The organism is Streptomyces sp. NPDC054849 (genome assembly GCF_053610945.1).
In genome coordinates this window covers 14,458-33,717 of sequence record NZ_JBSGZI010000089.1, presented here as the reverse complement: position 1 = coordinate 33,717, position 19,260 = coordinate 14,458, and the positions used below count along the sequence as shown (strand labels likewise).

The following is a 19,260-nucleotide window of genomic DNA, read 5'->3' as shown; positions in this document are numbered from 1 at the left end:
ATCGACCTCCCCGGCGTGTTCCTCGCCATCCTGCTCATCCTGGTGGTCGGCATCGCCATCGACCTCCTCATCTTCAGCCCCGTCGAGCGGTACGTGCTGCGCAGCCGCGGCCTGCTGGTCAAGAGCTGAGTCCGATGTCCTGCGCACCCGCCCTCCTGGTCATCGCGCACGGCAGCCGCGACCCGCGGCACGCCGCGACCGTGCACGCCCTCACCCGGCGTACGCGGGAGCTGCGGCCCGGGATGCGGGTGGAGACGGCCTTCCTCGACTTCAACACCCCCTCGGTGGGACAGGCCCTGTCCGCGCTCTACCTCTCGGGCGTACGGGAGGTCGTGGCGCTCCCGCTCCTGCTCACCCGCGCCTTCCACGCGAAGTCCGACATCCCTGCGGCGCTGGCCGAGTCCACGGCCCGGCTGCCGGGGCTGTCCGTGCGGGTCGCGGACGTGCTCGGCCCGTCCCCGCTCCTCCTCTCCGCCCTCGAACGCCGGCTCACCGAGGCCGGCCTCACCCCGGCGGACCGCGCCACCACCGCGGTGGTGCTCGCGTCCGCCGGCTCCACAGACCCGGAGGCGATCGCAGTGATCGCTGAAATCGCGCGGGAGTGGCGGCACACCGGTTGGTGCGCCGTGCGGCCTGCGTTCGCCTCCGCTGCCCTCCCCCGTACGGAGGACGCCGTGCGGGCCCTGCGGGCCGAGGGCTTCGCGCGGGTGGCGGTGGCCCCGTACGTCATCGCCCCGGGGCGGCTCCCGGACCGCATCGCGGCGGGCGCGGAAGCCGCGGGGGCGGACGTGCTGGCGGACGTGCTGGGCGCGGCCCCGGAACTGGCCCGTCTCCTCCTGCGCCGCTACGACGCCGCCGCCACCGCACCCGCGAGGCTCCCGGCCCTGACGGCCTGACCCAGCGTCTCCCGGGCTCCGTCCCAGACCCTTACGGCGCTCCGCGCCCGCGCCTCGAACGCCGGCGGGGCTGCACTGTTCAGCCTCGCCGGCCATTGAGGCGCGCGGGCCGGGGCGGAGCCCCGGTCCTTGCGGCGGCCCGGGGCGCGCACACGAACCTCCGCCCCCCGCGAACGAAGCCACCCGGCGCCTCACCCTCGAAACGACGTCAGGCGGTCGGGGCTACGCCCGGTACGCCGGGACTGCTGGTGTGCAGGTAGCGCGAAGTGAACGTGCGCCACGCCCGGGAGCTGCTGGGTGATCTCGAGTCCACGATCGGCCCCGATGATCCTCTTAGAGCCCGCCCAGGTGGCTGAACCCGGTGCATTGGTGCGCGGCTGTTCTCCAACGCGCGACCATCCGCCTGGCGCACATCCTTGGCATACGTCCAGCCCCCTGCCGGAATGGCCGTGCCCCGCAAGATCAATTCGAAGGCGCGGTGGAGAGCGTGCGGAAAGCCGGACGCCTCCCGGTTTTCTGATGGTGAAGGACGGACCGCCCATGTACGTGCAACCCCGCATCGATGAGCCCGGAGCGGGCCAGGACGAGCCGGTCGCGGTGATCGGCGCCGCGTGTCGCTTCCCTGGTGAGGTCCGGTCACTTGGGTCGTTGTGGCGGTTGTTGATGGCACGCCGGGAGACGGTGCGGGAGGTACCGGGTGAGCGGTGGGAGCAGGCGGAGCTGGCCGGCCTGCCTGCCCAGGTCGCGGCCCGGCTGCGGTACGGCTGCTTTTTGGACGACGACGTGTACGCCTACGAGCCGGAGTTCTTCGGGATCAACGCGCAGGAAGCGCCGTGGGTGGATCCGGAGCACCGGTTGCTGTCCGAGGTGGCGTGGGAGGCCATCGAGCACGCGGGGATTCCCACCCAGCGGCTGTCGGGAACGCCGACAGGCATGTTCTTCGGGATCTATCAGAAGGACTACATGCTGCGCGTGCAGCGGCCTCTGGAGGAGGTCGACGCCTACGCGATGTACACCGGCTTCGACAGCATCGGCCCTGGCCGCGTCGGGTTCATGCTGAACCTCAGGGGCCCCCAGGTCGTGGTGGAGAGCGCGTGCGCGTCCGGGCTGGTCGCCGTGCACGCCGCATGCCAGAGCCTGCGGACCGGTGAGTCGGAGGTCGCTCTGGCCGGCGCCGCCATGCTGACGCTGGGGCCGGAGGGCGTCATCGCCCCGGCACTGTGGGGGGTGTTCTCCCCCACCGGCCGCTGTCACGCCTTCGACGCCGCCGCCGACGGCTACGTCCGCGGCGAGGGCTGCGGTGTGCTCGTGCTCAAGCGCCTGTCGGACGCGGTACGGGACGGGGACCGGGTTCTGGCGGTGGTGCGCGGGACGGCGGTCAACCAGAACGGCCGGGGTACCCGGCTGAGCGCTCCCTCGGAGCCTGCCCAGATCGATCTCTACCGTCTGGCGCTTGAGCGTGCGGGCGTCGAGGCAGGTGATGTCGGCATGGTGGAGGCGCACGGGCCGGGCACGGCGGTGGGCGACCCCATCGAGTTCGCGGCGGTCGCCGCGGTCTACGGCAAGGGCCGCGACCGGTGCGCTCTGGGGTCGGTGAAGACGAACATCGGCCACACCGAACCGGTGTCGGGCGTGGCGGGCCTGCTGAAGGCCATCGCGTCCCTCCGGCACGGCCTGGTACCGGCCAGCCTGCACTTCCGGGACTGGAACCCCCAGATCGACGCGTCCGGAACGCGGCTGTTCGTGCCCACTGACACGTCGGAGTGGCCCGTGCGGCAGGGCACCCGGCTGGCGGCTGTGTCCTCCTTCGGTATCAGCGGCACCAACGTGCACGTCGTCCTGGAACAGCCTCCCGCGCATACCCCTGCACGGCGCCCCTCCCGCCCTCTTCCGTCCGACGGGTTCGGCCCGGGTCAGGACGGCGAAGTGCCGCGCGTGTTCCCGCTGTCCGCCGGCACACCCGTGGCGTTGCGGTCCGCGGCGGGCCGCCTGGCCCAGTGGCTGGGGGGAGAGGGGTCGCAGGTCCCGCTGGTCGACGTCGCGCACACGCTGGCTGTGCGTCGCTCGCCCTCTCGGGAGCGGGCGGCAGTGATCGCGGCCGGGCGGCCGGAGCTGGTGGCCCGGCTGGAGGAGCTGGCTGCGGGGACCGCGCTCCCTGCCGGGGTGGCGACCGGCAGGGCGCTGCCGGAGTCCGGACAGGGCGTGGTGTGGGTCTTCTCGGGGCACGGCTCGCAGTGGGCGGGAATGTGCCGGCGGCTGCTCGACCGTGATCCGGAATTCACGCGGGTGATCGACGAGCTCGAGCCGCTGGTCGCCCAGGAGTCCGGCTTCTCCCTGCGCCAGACCCTGTGCCGTCCCGAGGTGGTGACCGGGTTCGACCGGGTGCAGCCGGTGATCTTCGCCATCCAGTTGGGCCTGGCCGCCATGTGGCGCTCCCACGGCGTCGAGCCGGCGGCTGTGATCGGCCATTCCATGGGCGAGGTCGCAGCCGCCGTGGCAGCGGGAGCACTGAGTGTCCGGGACGGCGTACGGGTCATCTGCCGGCGCTCGCGGCTGATCCTGCGGGCCGCCGGGAAGGGCCTGATGGCCTCGGTCGCCCTGGGCCGCGACGAGGTCGAACGGCTGCTGACCGAAGAGGATGTGGACGGGGTGAGCGTCGCGGTCGTCGCGTCGCCGGACAACACCGTCATCGGCGGGGACGCCGACCGCATCCGCCACCTCGCCGAGGACTGGGAAGCTCGCGGCGTCGGCATCCGCGTGATCGAGGTGGACGTCGCCTCGCACACCGCCCACATGGACTCGATCCTGCCCGACCTCGCCGATGCGCTCGCCGACGTGACCGGCAGGCAGCCGACAGCCGCCTTCTACAGCACCGTCACCGACGACCCACGCGACCGCGCCGCCTTCGACGCCGCCTACTGGTCGGACAACCTGCGCCGCGTGGTGCGCTTCGCCGACGCCGTGCGGGCCGCGGCCGAGGACGGGCACCGCCTGTTCGTCGAGATCGGCCCCCACCCCGTACTGACCCACCCCGTGCAGACCACGCTCAGCGCGCACGGCCACACGAGCACCGCGGTCGTCCCCTCCCTGCTGCGCGACACCGACGAGACGGTGGCGTTCCAGACCCACGTGGCCGCGCTGCACTGCGCCGGTCACCCTCTGGACTGGGCCGACCGCTACGGCGAGGGAACCCTGGCCGACGTACCGCCCACCACGTGGGAGCGCACGCGGTACGTCGTCGAACCCTCGCCCATGCGGCTGTCGGCCGGGACCCACACCTCCCGCGCCTCGCACCCGCTGACCGGACCGCACACCGTCGATCCCGACGGCGAGGGCCGTCACCTGTGGCAGACCCTCGTCACCCCCACCACCCTGCCCTGGCTGGACGCGCACCGTGTCAACGACGTCGCCGTGGTGCCGGGAGCCGCTCTGTGTGAGATGGCCGTCGCCGCCGCCGCCGACCTCTACGCTGTCGGCCCGGAGCGGCTGCGCTTGACCGGTATCGACCTGGAGCGGCTGCTGCTGCCGGCCGCGGACGGCACCTCTGTCACCGCGACCGCCGAGGCGGCGGGCCCGCACACCGCCCGCTGGCGGGTGGTCAGCACGCAAGACGACGGCACGTCCGTCCAGCACGCCCGGGCGCACCTGCACGTCACGCCCGAACGCGAAAGCGTCCCGCAAGGCTGTGATCTGGAGCATCTGCTGGCGCAGTTCCCGCACACCGTGGACGTCTCGGACGTCTACCGGCAGATGCGCGAGCGCGGCGTGCACCACGGCCCGCCCTTCCTCGGCCTCGTTTCCCTGCACACGGACGAGTCCCGCGCAGACCGCGCGGGCGCCCGCCTCCTGGCCCGCGTTCAGGTACCCGACGCGGGGCGGGCCGCGGCGCAGGCGCTGCACTGCCACCCCGTGATGCTGGACAGCTGCCTGCAGGCCGTCGCGGGCGCCGTCCTGCGCAGCGGCGCCGTACCGGCCGGCGGCATCCTGCCCCGGGGCATCGAGGAGCTGCGGCTGTACGGGACGCTGCCGCTCGCCGGGTACTGCGTGGTCACCCTCGGGCACATGGAGGGCGACCGGTACACGGCGGACTTCCGGCTGTGGGCTGACGACGGGTCCGTCATCGCGGACGCGACCGGAGTGGAGTTCCGCTGCGTGCCCGCCGAGAGCGCCGAGGAGCGCTTCGGACGCCGTCTGCTCCAGGCCTCGTGGGAGCACTGCGAGCGCCCCGCCCTGAAGCCGCCGACAGGAAGCTGGACCCTTTGCGCGGAACCCGGACGGGAGACGTTCGCGGCCGCGCTGGGCGAGGCGCTCCGGGAACGGGGTGCCACGGTGGACGTCCGGGCACTGAGCCCCCAGGACGCCGCCGCGCCGGTGACGATGCCCCGCCCGCGTCGAGAGCCACCGCAGGCGGTGGTGTACCTGCCGGCACCGGGCAGCGCATCGCCGTCTCCCGACCTGCTGGCGCGGGAGCAGACCGGCCGTCTGGTGGAAACGGCCCGCGCTCTGGCGCCGGGCGAGGGCGGTGGGACGACGCCGAGGCTGTGGACCGTCACCGGCAACGCGCAGCGGGTCGTGTCCGGGGACCGGCCGGACCTGGGACAGGCGGGTCTGCGCGGCCTGGTGCGGGTCCTGAGCTACGAGCACCCCGAACTGCGCCCCGCAGTCCTGGACGTCGACCCGCACACTGCGGTCGCCGACGTGGCCGGGGAACTGCTGTCCTGCCCCGACGAGCAGGACGAGATCGCCTACCGGAACGGGACGCGGTACCTGGCCCGTCTGCGCAACGGCCCGCTCGAGGAGTCGCAGCGTCGCCAGGCCGCCGTCGACCGCGCCCGTGACCGGGTGGCCCTGCACCTGGCACGCCCCGGTGACCTGGACTCCTTCGAGGTCGTCGCCCAGACCCGCCGCCGGCCCGGCCCGGGCGAGGTCGAGGTGCGGATCGCCGCCACGAGCGTGAACTTCATCAACGTGCTCCAGGCCATGGGCGTCTACCAGCGCTTCAGCGCGGGCGAGGAGCGCTTGGACGTCAGCGCGTTCGACGGGGTGGGCGTCGTCACCGCCCTCGGAGACGGTGTCCAGGAGGCGGCGGTGGGAGACCGGCTGGCCGCGATGTTCGTCGAAGGCAGCCAGTCCACCCTCATGTCCTCCTTCGCGACCGTCCGCGCCGACTGCACCCTGCCGGTGCCGGACGCGCTGAGCGCACAGGACGCCGCCGGCCTGCCGTGCGCCTACCTGACCGCCTGGTACGCCCTGTACCACCTGGCGCGGCTGCGGCCGGGTGAGAAGGTACTCATCCACTCGGCGAGCGGCGGCACCGGTCTGGCCGCACTGAACCTCGCCCGGGCCCGTGGGGCGGAAGTGTGGGCGACCGCGGGCAGCGAGGCCAAGCGGGCGTATCTGCGCGGCTTGGGCGTCGAGCACGTCATGGACTCCCGCACCCTGGACTTCGCCGACCAGGTCCGCGACCTCACCGCGGGACACGGCGTCGATGTCGTCCTCAACTCCCTTACGGGTCCGTCGCAGTCCGCGAGTCTCGACCTGCTGGCGCACCGGGGGCGCTTCCTCGAACTCGGCAAGCGTGACATCTACGCCAACGCCCGTCTGGGACTGCTGCCGTTCCGCCGCAACGTCACCTTCGCCGGCGTCGACGTGCTGATGATGATGCAACAGGACCCGGGCCTCCTCGCCGAGGGCTATCGCGAACTGGCCGGGATGCTCGCGGACGGCCAACTGCCGCTGCTTCCCGTCACCGAGCACCCGGTCGCCGAGGCGTCTTCGGCCTTCCATGCCATGGCCCGCGCCCAGCACACCGGCAAACTGGTCCTCACCTGGCCGGCCGAGGGCACCGCCACGCTGCCCGTGCGACCGCAGGACGTCCCCGTCGTCCGGTCCGACGCGAGCTACCTCGTCACCGGCGGGCTCGGCGGACTGGGGCTGCTGGTGGCCCGCTGGCTGGCCGAACGAGGCGCCGCGGCCCTCGTACTCACCTCCCGGAGCGCTCCTTCCCCGGCCACCCGCACCGCCCTGGACGCCATCACCGCCGAGTTCGGCACGCGCGTCGAGGTCGTGTGCGCGGACCTCGCCGAGCCGGGCGCCGCCGACATGCTCGTCCAGGCCGCCCTGGGCACGGGCCACCCGCTCGGTGGCGTCGTACATGCTGCGGCCGTCGTCGAGGACGCCACCGTCGCCAACCTCTCCCCAGCCCTCCTGGAGAAGGTGTGGCGCCCCAAGGCCACCGGGGCCTGGCTGCTCCACCACGCCACAGAGGGCCATGAGCTGGACTGGTGGGTGACCTTCTCCTCCGCCGCCTCGCTGCTGGGCAATCCCGGTCAGGGAGCCTACGCGGCGGCCAACGCCTGGCTGGACGAGTTCACTTCCTGGCGCCGGGCCCAAGGCCTGCCGACCACCTGCATCAACTGGGGACCGTGGGCAGAGGTCGGACGCGGCGCCTTCATGGCGGAACGCGGCTACGCCATGATCGACCCCGCGGAGGGCATCGCCGCCCTGGAACGCATCCTCGCCCACGACCGCGACCGCACCGCCTACACACCTCTCGACCTGGCACGGTGGCTGGAGTCCTATCCCGCCACGGCCCGCACCGCCTTCTTCGCCGAGCTGGCCGCCGCGACGACAGGTACAGATGCCGGTCACGACGGGAGCGCGCTGCTTGCAGCCCTGCGGGAGACGGACTGCCACCAGCAGCGTCAGCAGATCCTGCAGCCCCAGGTCGTGGAACACATCTCAGCGGTCCTGCGGCTGGGAGCCGACCGATTCGATGCCAACACCTCCCTGGTCACACTCGGCCTGGACTCCCTGATGGCCATGGCCCTGCGCAACCGCCTGCAGCGCGAACTGGGCCTGGACATCCCGACCACCGTGATGTGGACCCATCCGAACGCCTCGGCGCTCACCCGCTACCTCCTCGCCCGCCTCCACCCCGGACAGAGCCAGGTCGAGGCCCACTTGGAGACGGAAGCAGCAGCCTGCGCGCCGACCGCAGCCGGCTGACGGCTCCCCGCCCGTTCCGCCCGTTCCGCCCGACCGCTAGGTGACCACCGCATGCCTCCTCCCACCTCTGCCCGCACCCCCGCCACCTGGGACGTGATCGTCATCGGCGCCGGCCCGGCCGGCGCCACCGCCGCCCGCGTCGCCGCCGAGAGCGGCTGTCAGACCCTCCTGCTGGAGCGCGCCGCCATCCCCCGCTACAAGACCTGCGGGGGCGGCCTCATCGGAGCGTCAATCGCCGCCCTGCCCCCCGGACTGCCGGTGAAGGTCTACGACACGGCCGGGCAGTTCACCTTCGCCCTCAACGGCCACAGGGAACGCACCCTCACCTCTACCAGTCCGACGATCGCCATGGTCTACCGCAGTGAACTCGACGCAGCGTTGACCGAAGCCGCCGCTGCCGCCGGTGCCACGGTTCACGACAGCACCGCCCTGACCACCATGGAGCAACAGGGTGACAGCGTCACCGTCAAGACCAGCCGCGGCGACACCCTGCACGCCCGAGCCGTCGTCGGGGCCGACGGCAGCGCCAGCAGGGTTGCCCGGTACGTGGGAGTCCAGTGCGCTCAGGTCGACCTGGCCCTGGAGGTCGAGGTGCCGGTCGACGAACGGACGGCCGATCGGTGGCGTGGCCGTCTCCTCATGGAGTGGGGTCCGCTGCCGGGCTCCTTCGGCTGGGTCTTCCCCAAAGGCGACGTCTGCACCGCCGGAGTGGTGGCCGCCCGCGGCAATCCGGTGGCCCTGCGCGCCTACAAGGACGACTTCCTGACCCGGCACGGCCTCCACGGCCCGCGGCCCCTCCACGACACCGGCCACCTGACCCGGTGCCGGCGCCCCGACTCGCCCCTGAGCCGCGGGCGGGTGCTGGTCGCCGGTGACGCCGCGGCCCTCGTCGACCACTGGTCACGAGAAGGCATCTCGTACGCCCTGCGCTCAGGCGCTCTCGCAGGTCGTGCTGCGGTGCGTCTGGTCGCGGCGGTCACCGAGACGGAGGCGAGCACGGCCACCGCATGCTACGGGCAGGAGATCGACGACGTCCTCGGCGTCGAGATGCGGGCCAGCGGCACGCTGATGAACCTCTTCACCCGCAGCCCCGGCCTCGTCCACACCGCACTGACCCGGCTGCCCCCGGCATGGCGCCGCCTCGACGCCTACATCGCCGGCCGGACCAGCGTCGCAGGGATCATGACCACGCCCTTCGCACGCGGCGCAACCGCTCTGGCCACCCGCCTCCCCATCGGGGCCGCCAGAACCATCCCCCGTGAACCGCTTCTCACCTGAGAGCGACTCACTGCTCAAGCCTGTCGTTCGAGGCCGTGTCCAACGGCCTCAAACGACGGGTGCGCCCTGCTCACAAAGCCGCCCATGGGCCGGAGGCCCGACTCCGGCGCCGGATCACTCAGTGGAGCGCCGGGCCGGCCCTTTCCCGTTGCAATTTGTGGCGCCGCAGCGGGGAAACGATTCACTCATGCAGGGCAGCGGCACATCACCTCTCCCATTCGGATGACCTTTCGCCCCGGCGAGGAATGATGTTGGTGAAGGCCCATCGTACGTCTTATGGAAAGCTCTCCATCGCTTTTCTACCTCTGTGAGGTGATTCTCGCGATTTCCTGGCCTGCACGATGGCGAGGGGCGGACTTGCTCGTTTAGCTGGGAGGGTGGGAAATGAATGCGGGTATAGAGGGGACGCCGTCCGGCGTGACGGGGCGCAGAACGCGGGGTACGGGCGTACGCGAGGAGGCACGCGGTGCTGAAGATGACAGAACGCCAGGCGACGCCGGGCGCTTGCCTCGAGGCGCGGCTGCGAGAGGTCCACGCTCTCGTGGATCCGCCGCTCAGGAAGACCGTGGCGCAACTGCCCCTGCCGGAGAGCCGCATCGCCGGCTACCACCGAGGCTGGTACGAGGCAGACGGAAGCCCCTGTGCGGCGTCTGCCGCAGGGGGCAAGGCTCTGCGGCCGGCCCTGGTACTGCTGTCGGCCGCCGCCGTCGGCGGCCGGGCCGACGATGCCGTGCCCGGGGCGGTGGCGGTGGAGCTGATCCACGACTTCTCCCTGCTCCACGACGACGTGATCGACGGCGACCCACTGCGTCGGCACCGGCCCGCTGCCTGGCGGGTCTTCGGGATCGCGTCCGCTGTCCTGGCCGGTGACGCCCTTCTGGTGACTGCTCTGCGCACGCTGTCCTCGGCCCCCTCGGCGAGGGCGGACGCCGCGGTGCGCGAGTGTCTGGCGATGCTGGGCGAGCTGATGGCCGGGCAGAGTCAGGACGTGGCCTTCGAGCAGGTCGGCCGGGTGGGGGTGGAGCAGTATCTGGAGATGGCGGCGGGCAAGACCGGCGCGCTGATGGGGTGTGCCTGCGCTCTCGGCGGGGTGCTGGCCGGGGCGCAACCGGAGCGGGTCGCGGGACTGCGGGAGTTCGGGCGGTGCCTGGGCGTCGCCTTCCAGTGCGTGGACGACCTGCTCGGCATCTGGGGCCGCAGCGCGCTCAGCGGCAAACCCGTCGGCGCGGACCTCGCGGCGCGGAAGAAGTCCCTGCCGGTCGTCGCGGCCCTGGCCGACGGCGGTCCCGCGGGCCGGTCGCTGGCGGCCCTGTACGAGCGGCCGGACCCCCTGGGTGAAGACGACATCGCCCGCGCGACCGAACTCGTGGCGCAGGCGGGCGGCAGGGAGGCGGCCGAGCGGGAGGTCGCGCGGCAGACCTCGGCGGCCATGCGGGCCCTGTCGCGGGCGGAGCCCACGGCTGATGCGTACCGGCAGCTGCAGGAACTCGCGCTGATGTTGACATCACGGGACAGGTGAGACGCAGACCTCGCAAGCTGCACACTTCCGGGTGAAGCGGGATTTACCCAACCGCTCGGCGCAGCGGTACGTTCTGCCGGAGGACGCCGCCGTACGCACGGCTCCCCACTTCCATTCGCTTCGACGACACATACGAGAGGGCGGTCCGTGTCGGCTCCCCCGGCCATCAGCGTGTACGGCTTGCAGGTTACGCGGGGAAAGCACACGCTCCTGCGCGATGTCACCTTCACGGTGCCCCGGGGGTCCATCGTCGGACTGCTGGGTCCCAGCGGCTGCGGCAAGACCACGCTGCTGCGGTCAGTGGTGGGCATCCAGCCCAGCACGTCCGGACATGTGCAGGTGCTGGGTCACCCGGCCGGTTCGCGGGCGTTGAGCTGCCGCGTCGGCTACGTCACGCAGGCACCGTCCGTCTACGCGGACCTCACCGTCCTGGAGAATCTGCGGTACTTCTCGGCTGCTCTCGGCATGCGCGGGTGGCGGCGCGAGAATGCCGTGGTCCGTGTGGTGAAGGAGGTGGACCTGGCCGAGTACGCCGACAAGCCGGTCGCCCGCCTCTCGGGGGGCCAGTACTCGCGTGTCTCGCTGGCCGTCGCCCTCCTTGGTACGCCGGACCTGTTGGTCATGGACGAACCGACCGTGGGCCTGGACCCCCTGGTACGGAGGGAGTTGTGGGAAGTCTTCAAACGCCTTGCGCAAGGGGGGACCACGCTGCTGGTCTCCAGTCACGTCATGGACGAGGCGGACCGCTGCGACCGGCTCCTTCTGATGCGGGCGGGCCGTCTGATGGCTTCGGCCGGGCGGGCGGACCTGCTGCGGCACACTGGCTGCAGCAGCGTGGAGGACGCCTTCATGCATCTGGTGACGGCAGCGGCGAAGGCAGAAGCAGCCCCGCGACCGGTTCTGGACCACTTCCCGGCCCCCCTGATCACCGATGAGGTCCTGCCCGAGCTGGACCGTCCGTACTTCGCGGCGGAAGCGCGTACGTGAGCAGCGACGACCTCACGCCCGTTCCGCAGCTTCGGGGCCGTCCTCTGCCCTTTTCCCCGGGCATCACCATGGCGACGGCGCATCGGGTCCTGCAGCAGATTTCCCGCGACCGGGGCAGCACCGCGCTGATGCTCGTGATTCCCTGCATGCTGATGGTGCTGCTCAAGCTGATGTTCCACGATGCCGAGGAGTCCTTCGAGCGGGTGGGGCCGCAGGTGTTCGGCATCTTCCCGGTCATCGTGATGTATCTCGTCGCGTCCGTGTCGACGCTGCGCGAGCGGACGTCGGGGACGGCGGAGCGGCTGTTGACGCTGCCGGTGCAGCGGCTCGACATCGTCCTTGGATACAGCCTGGCCTTCGCGTTCCTCGCCCTGCTCCAGGCCGTGCTGTCCACGCTGCTGGCCGTCGGTCCTCTGGGGCTGGACATCAAGGGCCCGGCCTACCTGCTGATGGTCATCGCCATGCTCGGAGCCCTGCTGGGGCTGGCTCTGGGCATCCTCGTCAGTGCCTTCGCGCGCAACGAGTTCCAGGCGGTGCAGTTCCTGCCGGCCGGGGTACTGCCGCAGTTCTTGCTGTGCGGACTGTTCGTGCCCAGGCGGGAGATGCACGGCGCCCTCGATCTCCTGGCGCAGATCATGCCGATGACGTACGCCGTGCAGGCCGCCGGCGAAGCCGCTACCCATGAGGGCATCACGGGTGTCTTCGTCCGTGACGCCGTGCTCATCCTGCTGTGCGTCATCGGTGTCCTGGTGGCCAGTGCCGCCACGCTCAAGCGCTGACGGCCCGGCGGATGCCCCCGCCACACGCACACGCGCCGGACGGGTGGGGCACGGCCGCGAGCCGTACCCCACCCGTCCCGGGTGCTGCGGGTGTGCGAGGCAATCAGAACCCGATGCCGCCGCCGTTCGAGGTGTTCCAGGCGAATCCGGCACTGACGTTGCCGTTGCTCGGGAACTCGAACGGGCCGAAACGGATGGGGCGCCCGCCCTGGTGACCGAAGCCGGGAACGTCGCTGCCCACGGCGACCGGCGCGGATGCGGTGGCGGGGGCCGCCGGTGCGGCGAACGCCGACGAGGCGGCGGCTCCGGTGACAAGGGCGGCCGCCGCCACCGTGACCACCGCGGCACGACGCAGAATTGACATGACTCTCTCCAATGAAAGGGAAGGGGTTGGTCTGCCGACAGCCTATCGGGGCCGACAATGTCCCTTCCTGAATTACCAGGCCATTCCCTCGAACGAGGCAGGTAAAAGTTTCCATGCCCACGGTATGGGAATCAATTTTTCCGTATTTCACGCCGGATGGATTTTTCACAGAAGCCTCTTCTAGCGTGGCCGCATGAAGAAAGTCGTGCTTCTGTGTGCCGCGGCCGTGCTGACCTGGCCCGCCGCCATCGTCCCCCCGTCGCCCGCGTCAGCCGCCACCGCGCCACCTGTCCCGCACCACGCGCCGGTCGGCCCCGCCGCGTGGACTCCTCCCCCGGCACCGTCCTGGCAGCCGCCAAGGACCCATCGATCCGGCGTCATCGCTCTGGTGAACGCCGAACGGGACGGGGCCGGTTGCGGTCCGCTGAGACAGCACTCGCTGCTGGCGGTGGCCGCGGACGCCCACAGCCGGTACATGGCCCGGTCCGGGCGCCTCTCACATCGCGGCCAGGACGGATCGACGCCGGCCGGGCGGCTCAACGCCGCCGGATACGGAAGCGGCCGGGCGGGCGAGACCCTTGCCGCCGGACCGGCGGACCCGCAAGCAGTCGTACGCGCCTGGATGAGCAGCCCTCCCCATCGAGGCGTCCTGCTGACCTGCGCCTTCCTCCACGTGGGCCTGGGCCGCACCGACGGCCGTGGCGGACCGTGGTGGACGCTGCTGCTGGCCGCGCCGCGCTGAGCCCCCTTCCGGGGTGCGGGTGGTCGGATCCGGGTCAGATCAGGGTGTCGTCCCACCACCAGGCCAGGGTCGGTGCCGATGCCGGCGGCGCACTGCGGCCGTCGGCGGGGGCCGCTGCCCAGTCCAACGGCGCCTCGTCCATGGCGTCCGGCACGTGGCCCAGGCTCAGGTAGCGCGGGACGCGCAGCCCCCACTCGGCGTTGCCGCGGATTCCGTAGCACAGCCCCTGGAGGTATCCGGCCAACTCGGCCCCGGCCGTGCGCAGGACGCGGTCGTGAACCCGCAGGAACCGGGTGAGAATCCGGTCGCGGATGCGTGCGGCCGCTTCCACCGCCTCCTGCACTGACAGCTGCCGGTGAAGCATGAGCACGCTGTAGATGTTCTGGTCGGCGTGTCCGCGCGACATCTCCTTGCGCAGCGAATGCCGGTCGTTGTCCAGGGCTGCGACTGCGATGGCCATCTCCGTCAGCGCCCGCACGACCGGGCGATGCAGTTCACGGTCGGGGACCTCGGGTCCGGCCGCGAGCTCCAGCATCGCGAAAGTGGGCTCTCCGCCGGACGACAGCAGTCTCATGGCCAGGTACTCGTCCAGATCCGGCATGCGACCGGCTGCGACATTGCCGATCTGCCAGCACACCCCCGACAGCCAGGCCCGGTGTGCTGCAGTGAACCGGCGGACCTGCGCGGGCGTGCCGAAGGAGCGGAAGCGACCGACGATGTCCTGGAGCGCAGGGATGAAACGCTCCCCGCCGTCGGGAGCCGAGGGCGCCTCCGCCGCCCGCTGCACGCGGCCTGCCAGCGCACTGAACTGAGCAGGGCGGCTGCTCAGGGGGCCGTTGTCGCACCGGGCGTCATCGAAGGCGAACCCCCAGTACACCCACAGCGACGTGGCCAGCAGCCGGTCATCATCGGCGACCGGAGCAAACCGGGCGAAGAAGTCGGTGCTGTGCGTCGCCACGACCCACGCTTCCTCATGATCCGTGGCACACATACCGCTCTCGCGGATCCACCGCACGGCCTGCGCGTCCACCTGCCGCACATGCGGGTGGACGGCGGATTCGAGGGGGCAGTACAAGGCCGGCAGCTCGACCTCGGACAGCACGGCGCCCATGAGCCGCTCCAATCTCCTGGAAGAAGGGGGAAGTACTCATGCTCTGGGCCTCGTGGAAGGGGTATCGGTCACATCAGCGCGTTTCTCAGCACAAAACTCCGAAAAGGTAGTCGTCTCCTGTCGATTGACGCTCGGGCCGCCCCGGCGCTGCCCAGCCCCCGCCCGGGTCGTGAAACCGGCATGTCATGGCCGAGAACATCCGCCGGTCCCGGGGCAACGGACACTTCAGCCGGTACTACAACATGCCGCACATGAGTCCATGCGGACACCCGGCGCCCGACGTGTGCAAGACGCGGGCTGATCCGGTCGCTGCGAGATCGCCTGGAGCAGGTCGCCGACCTCGCATCCGGCAGCGCGCGGCCGACATCGGCCGACGCGACGACCCGGACCAGCGGGTGCCCGTCCGGGTGTTGGTGTCCTATGGCCGGGGCGTGGCCGTGGCCGTGGCGGTGGCGGTGGCGGTGCAAGACCTTCGGCGGCGCCCGGAGCCGGCCCAGACCCCGGGCGGGTCTCAAGCGCGGGCGGCGGCCTCGTCGGCCAGGGCCGTCAGGTCGGCGATGGACATCGCACCCGGCGGCAGCGACTCCCGCGCGAAGATGTTCGCCGCGTGCCGCAGGACGTCGTTGACCGGGGTCGGGACCCCGTGCAGCCGGCCCAGCAGGCAGATCTCCCCGTTGAGGTAGTCCGCCTCCACCGAACCCGTCCCCCGCGCCAGACTCTGCCAGGAGGACCCGCCCCGCACCCCCGCCGGCTGGTCCACCTTGCCGTCGCGCGCCTGCGACTGCTCGGCGTCCGAGGCGTACGCGATGCCCGCCGCACCGTAGGCCGCCTTCGCCTCGCGCACGGCCCGCAACAGCAGCGCCGCCTTCGCCGGCTCGGGCTCCGGTCCGGTCGTGGCCTGGATCGCGTTGCCCAGGTTCCCCAGCAGCTTCGCGTACTTCCACCTCATCACGTCCTCGACGAGCGGCGCCTCGAAGCCGGCCTTCCCGAGGTCCGCCGCGACGGCTCGGGACACCGCGTCCGTGCCGCCCGCCGCCCGGCCCAGGTGCAGGATGCCGGTCAGCGGCGTGCACAGCGCCGAGACCACGCCCGGCTCCAGGAAGGTCGCGGGCAGCCATACGCACATCCCGTACACGCGCGCGAAGCGCCGTAGCGCCAGCCGCTCGCTCTCCACGCCGTTCTGCGCGCACAGCACCGGCAGCCGCTGCGCCGCCGTGCCGCCGCCCGCGACCTCCGCGTCGCCCCACGCGTCGAGCGCGGCGATCGCGTCCTGGGTCTTCACCGACAGCAACAGCACGTCGTCCGGCTGCAGTTCGCCCAGCTCCTCCGGCCCGGTGACCACCGGGAGCCGGTGCACCCTGGTCCCGTCGGCCGTCGTGAGCCGCAGCCCGTCGGCCCGCAGGGCCTGGGCGTGCTCACCGCGTGCGACGAGTACGACCTCGCCGTCCGCCTCCGCGAGCCGTCCGCCGATGGTGGCGCCGACCGCGCCCGCGCCGATGATGATGTAACGCATGTCCACGAGCCTGGCACATCCCGCCCCCTGCGTTACCGTCGGGGCATGGTGAACGAGGTACTGGATCTCGGTGGGGAGTTGCCCGTACGGCGGCTCGGCTTCGGTACGGGCGGCCTGGTCGGTCCGGGCTTCTGGGGCCCGCGCGGCGGGCGGGCCGAGGCCAGGGCGCTGCTGCACACCGCGGTGGAGCGTGGGGTGACCCTCATCGACACCGCCGACAACTACGGCCCCGACCTGGCCGAGGAGCTGATCGCCGAAGCCCTGTACCCGTACGGGGAGCAACTCGTCGTCGCCACGAAGGGCGGGGTCGTGCGCACGGGGCCCGACCAGTGGCACGTGGCGGGCCGCCCGGAGCAGTTGCGGCAGCAGTGCGACGCGAGCCTGCGGCGTCTGCGCACCGACCGGATCGGCCTCTACCAGTTGCACCGCTTCGACCCCGCCGTGCCGATGACCGAACAGCTGGGCCTTCTGTCCGAGTTGCGGGCGGAGGGCAAGATCCGGCACATCGGACTGGACACCGTCACCGCCGGGCAGCTGCGGCTGGCACGGGAGTCCGCCCCGATCGCCTCGGTGCAGAACTCCTACAACCTGCTGGACCGCGGCTCGGCGGAGGTGCTCGCGCTGTGCGAGGCGCACGGGATCGCGTTCCTCCCCTACCACCCCCTGGGGAGCGGCGCCCTCACCCGCGAGAGCGCGGCCGCCGTCACCTCGGTGGCCGCGGCCCACCGCGCGGGTCCGGGCCAGATCGCCCTGGCGTGGCTGCTGCACCACTCCCCCGTGCTGTGCCCGACGCCGGGCACCGGTTCCCCCGTCCACCTGGCGGAGAACCTGGACGCCGCGACGATCGACCTCTCCGCGCGGGAACTGGAGCTGCTGGACGCGCTCGCCTGAGGGGCGGTGTCAGGCTCCGGTCAGCGCCACGAGCTTGGCGACGGTGTTCCAGTTGCGGGTGGTCGCGTCGATGCCCTTGACGACGGCGGGCCTGGCGAGGGCCTCGGCCAGTTTGGAGCGGCCCAGTCCGTCGGGGGCATAGAGATAGAGGACGCGGTCGCCGAGCCGGTACTCCTCGGGGAGGTACGCCGCTTCGTCGAGCGCGGCGAAGCGCTCGGCGCCGGGCTGTTCGGAGAAGAAGGTGGCGTGGAGCTGCCTGCCCTCCAGCTCCGCGGCCGGGAAGGGGCACGCCTCGGCGACGGCGCGCAGGTACGCGCCGTCCACCACCAGGCACGCCACCCGGAACCCGAAGTGGTCCTCGATGGCCGTCTCCATCTCCCGGGCGAGTGCCGCCGGGTCCTCCTTGGCGCTGCTGAAGACGGCGTTGCCGCTCTGCAGATACGTCTGCACGTCGCCGTGGCCGAGCCCCTCCAGCAGGGAGCGCAGCTCCGCCATCGGGACCTTCCTGCTCCCGCCGACATTGATCCCGCGCAGCAGCGCCGCGTATTTCTTCGTCATGGGGGCACCCTAGGGCCCGAGGTGTCGATGAAGTCGGCGGGTTGTCCGGTGCGATGTCGGGGGCGGCCGGGGCCCGGATGTGTCGTCAGCGGCAGAACGAGGCCGCCCCCGGGGTGTCCCGGTCCCGCAGGGCAGCAAGCGGCGGGGGCGCTCGTGGCGCGGACCCGTCGGGGCCGGCTGCGGGGCGCCTTGAGTCGTCGTCGGATCGTCGGCGTGCCCGGCATGGACCAGCCCCTTTGCAAGGGGCGACGGAGGAGTGATGCGTGACGGCTTATCGGCTCACGGTCGTGACCGCCCGGCCCGCGCCACCGAGTCGGCCGCGGACCAGCCGACTGCCGTAGTCGGGGTGGCGGCTACGGCAGTTCGGCCTCGATGAGGTCGGCGGCCTGACGTGTGCCGCCCTCGGTGGCCATCTGCGCGCGGACGGCCTCGGCGCGGGCGGCGACGCCGGGGTCGGCGACCAGTGCGAGGACCGCCTCCCGGAGGGTCGCGGCGTCGGCCTCGGCCATGGGCACGTGCCGCGCCACGCCGAGCGAGACCAGCATGTCGGCGTTGCCGAACTGATCGACGGCCTGCGGGACGGCGACCATCGGGGTGGCGGTGGCGAGCCCCTCCTGGCTGCCGCCGGCGCCCGCGTGGGTGATGAAGGCGTCGGCCTGGCGCAGGATGTCCAGCTGGGGAACCCAGCGGTGGACCTCGACGTGGGCGGGGATCTCGCCCAGGTCGGCCTCGTCGGTGAACGTGCCGATCTGGAGGACGACGTGCCAGTCGGGCAGGTCCGCGAAGGCGTCGATGCAGGCGCGGTAGAAGGCGGGCTGCTTGGTGAAGGCGGAGCCGAGCGAGACCAGTACCACCTTCTTGCCGACGGCGGTCGCGGGCCTGCTCCAGGTGCCCTGGGTCGCGGTGCGGTCGCCCTGGCAGGCGCCGACGAAGGTGTACACGGATGCGTCGACGCGGTCGGCGTGGGGCTGGAGCGCCTTGGGGATCAGGACGAGGCTGCGGCGAGGGCGGCCCTGGAAGCGGTCGACCTGGTCGCCGAGGCCGTTCTCGGTGAGCCAGGCCGCGAACGCCGCGTAGTACGCCCGGCCGCGCGGGGACGCCTTCAGCTCGGCGAACATCGGCTCGGCGACCTCCTGTTCGTAGCCCTCCCAGGCGACGATGTTCGGGGAGAGGGAGACGGCGGGGACTCCCCACCGGTGGGCGAGCACGGGCGCCGGATAGGAGGTGATGTCGTGGAGGACGAGGTCCGGCTCGTCACCTTCGAAGGCGGCGGCGAGCTGCGGGAGCGCCTGGACGGCGTCCTTCAGGAACGGCTCCAGGTTGTCGATGAGCTCGGTGCCCCAGGCCTCCGGGTCATCGTCGGTGGGGAGGGTGGAGGTGTAGACGACGGGCGTGGCGCCGGTCTCCGCGACCTTCTCGGCGAAGGCGGCGGGGATGGCGTAGCTGACGCGGTGCCCACGCGAGACGAGTTCCCGGATCACCTCGATGCTCGGATTCACGTGGCCGTGGGCGGCGATGGAGAACATGGCGATGTGTGCGGGCTTGGCTGAGGTCATGATCGGACCATAGCGAGACGATACGTCTCGTGCAACTTCTTTCGCGCCACACGGCCGC

General features: G+C 71.9%; 12 protein-coding genes and 2 pseudogenes. 9 read left to right on the top strand and 5 right to left on the bottom strand.

From position 1 onward, the window contains the following. The 7 genes and pseudogenes from ACWGIF_RS29480 to ACWGIF_RS29450 all read left to right on the top strand — a co-directional run. Positions 1 to 129, top strand: a pseudogene (locus ACWGIF_RS29480) (ABC transporter permease); the annotation flags it as partial. 5 nt (positions 130 to 134) lie between these two features. Then, complete coding sequence (locus ACWGIF_RS29475; RefSeq protein WP_453502010.1) at positions 135 to 896, top strand: sirohydrochlorin chelatase; 762 nt, start codon at positions 135 to 137, stop codon at positions 894 to 896. 324 nt (positions 897 to 1,220) lie between these two features. Next, complete coding sequence (locus tag ACWGIF_RS29470; protein ID WP_453502008.1) at positions 1,221 to 7,904, top strand: SDR family NAD(P)-dependent oxidoreductase; 6,684 nt, start codon at positions 1,221 to 1,223, stop codon at positions 7,902 to 7,904. Positions 7,905 to 7,955: 51 nt separating this feature from the next. Further along, complete coding sequence (locus tag ACWGIF_RS29465; protein WP_453502006.1) at positions 7,956 to 9,182, top strand: geranylgeranyl reductase family protein; 1,227 nt, start codon at positions 7,956 to 7,958, stop codon at positions 9,180 to 9,182. 475 nt (positions 9,183 to 9,657) lie between these two features. Continuing rightward, on the top strand, positions 9,658 to 10,701 hold the full coding sequence (locus tag ACWGIF_RS29460) for a polyprenyl synthetase family protein (protein WP_453502015.1): 1,044 nt from the start codon (positions 9,658 to 9,660) through the stop codon (positions 10,699 to 10,701). A 171-nt stretch (positions 10,702 to 10,872) separates the two neighbouring features. Further along, positions 10,873 to 11,688, top strand: a complete 816-nt coding sequence (locus ACWGIF_RS29455; RefSeq protein WP_453502013.1) for an ABC transporter ATP-binding protein — start codon at positions 10,873 to 10,875, stop codon at positions 11,686 to 11,688. Continuing rightward, positions 11,685 to 12,467 (top strand): ABC transporter permease, encoded by a 783-nt coding sequence (locus tag ACWGIF_RS29450; RefSeq protein ID WP_453502005.1) that lies wholly within the window; start codon positions 11,685 to 11,687, stop codon positions 12,465 to 12,467. Before ACWGIF_RS29455 ends, ACWGIF_RS29450 begins: the two co-directional genes overlap by 4 nt. 103 nt (positions 12,468 to 12,570) lie before the next feature. Here ACWGIF_RS29450 and ACWGIF_RS29445 read toward each other — a convergent pair whose 3' ends face one another. Next, positions 12,571 to 12,831, bottom strand: a complete 261-nt coding sequence (locus tag ACWGIF_RS29445) for a hypothetical protein (protein ID WP_453502003.1) — start codon at positions 12,829 to 12,831, stop codon at positions 12,571 to 12,573. Between the two features lie 388 nt (positions 12,832 to 13,219). Here ACWGIF_RS29445 and ACWGIF_RS29440 point away from each other — a divergent pair, with 388 nt between their 5' ends. Then, positions 13,220 to 13,573, top strand: a complete 354-nt coding sequence (locus tag ACWGIF_RS29440; RefSeq protein WP_453502001.1) for a CAP domain-containing protein — start codon at positions 13,220 to 13,222, stop codon at positions 13,571 to 13,573. A gap of 34 nt (positions 13,574 to 13,607) precedes the next feature. Here the strand turns inward: ACWGIF_RS29440 and ACWGIF_RS29435 are convergent, their stop codons facing one another. Beyond that, positions 13,608 to 14,684, bottom strand: a complete 1,077-nt coding sequence (locus ACWGIF_RS29435; protein WP_453502000.1) for a terpene synthase family protein — start codon at positions 14,682 to 14,684, stop codon at positions 13,608 to 13,610. A gap of 511 nt (positions 14,685 to 15,195) precedes the next feature. After that, the gene (locus ACWGIF_RS29430) at positions 15,196 to 16,197 is read right to left on the bottom strand and encodes a ketopantoate reductase family protein (RefSeq protein ID WP_453501998.1); all 1,002 of its coding nucleotides are present in this window, start codon (positions 16,195 to 16,197) and stop codon (positions 15,196 to 15,198) included. A gap of 45 nt (positions 16,198 to 16,242) precedes the next feature. On the opposite strand from ACWGIF_RS29430, the gene ACWGIF_RS29425 reads away from it, so the two are divergent. After that, positions 16,243 to 17,088: an aldo/keto reductase gene (locus ACWGIF_RS29425; protein WP_453501997.1), complete on the top strand. Its 846-nt coding sequence runs from the start codon at positions 16,243 to 16,245 to the stop codon at positions 17,086 to 17,088. Between the two features lie 9 nt (positions 17,089 to 17,097). Here the strand turns inward: ACWGIF_RS29425 and ACWGIF_RS29420 are convergent, their stop codons facing one another. Together ACWGIF_RS29420 and mgt are read right to left on the bottom strand one after the other, a co-directional pair. Next, complete coding sequence (locus ACWGIF_RS29420; protein ID WP_453501996.1) at positions 17,098 to 17,646, bottom strand: DUF1697 domain-containing protein; 549 nt, start codon at positions 17,644 to 17,646, stop codon at positions 17,098 to 17,100. Positions 17,647 to 17,999: 353 nt separating this feature from the next. Next, a pseudogene (mgt, locus tag ACWGIF_RS29415) lies at positions 18,000 to 19,252 on the bottom strand (macrolide-inactivating glycosyltransferase). Positions 19,253 to 19,260: the final 8 nt, after the last annotated feature.

Bases quoted from the DNA above. Each gene is read 5' to 3' on its own strand.
- ACWGIF_RS29475 (WP_453502010.1), top strand. From the start codon at position 135: ATGTCCTGCGCACCCGCCCTCCTGGTCATCGCGCACGGCAGCCGCGAC.
- ACWGIF_RS29470 (WP_453502008.1), top strand. From the start codon at position 1,221: ATGATCCTCTTAGAGCCCGCCCAGGTGGCTGAACCCGGTGCATTGGTG.
- ACWGIF_RS29465 (WP_453502006.1), top strand. From the start codon at position 7,956: ATGCCTCCTCCCACCTCTGCCCGCACCCCCGCCACCTGGGACGTGATC.
- ACWGIF_RS29460 (WP_453502015.1), top strand. From the start codon at position 9,658: ATGACAGAACGCCAGGCGACGCCGGGCGCTTGCCTCGAGGCGCGGCTG.
- ACWGIF_RS29445 (WP_453502003.1), bottom strand. From the start codon at position 12,831: ATGTCAATTCTGCGTCGTGCCGCGGTGGTCACGGTGGCGGCGGCCGCC.
- ACWGIF_RS29435 (WP_453502000.1), bottom strand. From the start codon at position 14,684: ATGGGCGCCGTGCTGTCCGAGGTCGAGCTGCCGGCCTTGTACTGCCCC.
- ACWGIF_RS29430 (WP_453501998.1), bottom strand. From the start codon at position 16,197: ATGCGTTACATCATCATCGGCGCGGGCGCGGTCGGCGCCACCATCGGC.
- ACWGIF_RS29425 (WP_453501997.1), top strand. From the start codon at position 16,243: ATGGTGAACGAGGTACTGGATCTCGGTGGGGAGTTGCCCGTACGGCGG.
- ACWGIF_RS29420 (WP_453501996.1), bottom strand. From the start codon at position 17,646: ATGACGAAGAAATACGCGGCGCTGCTGCGCGGGATCAATGTCGGCGGG.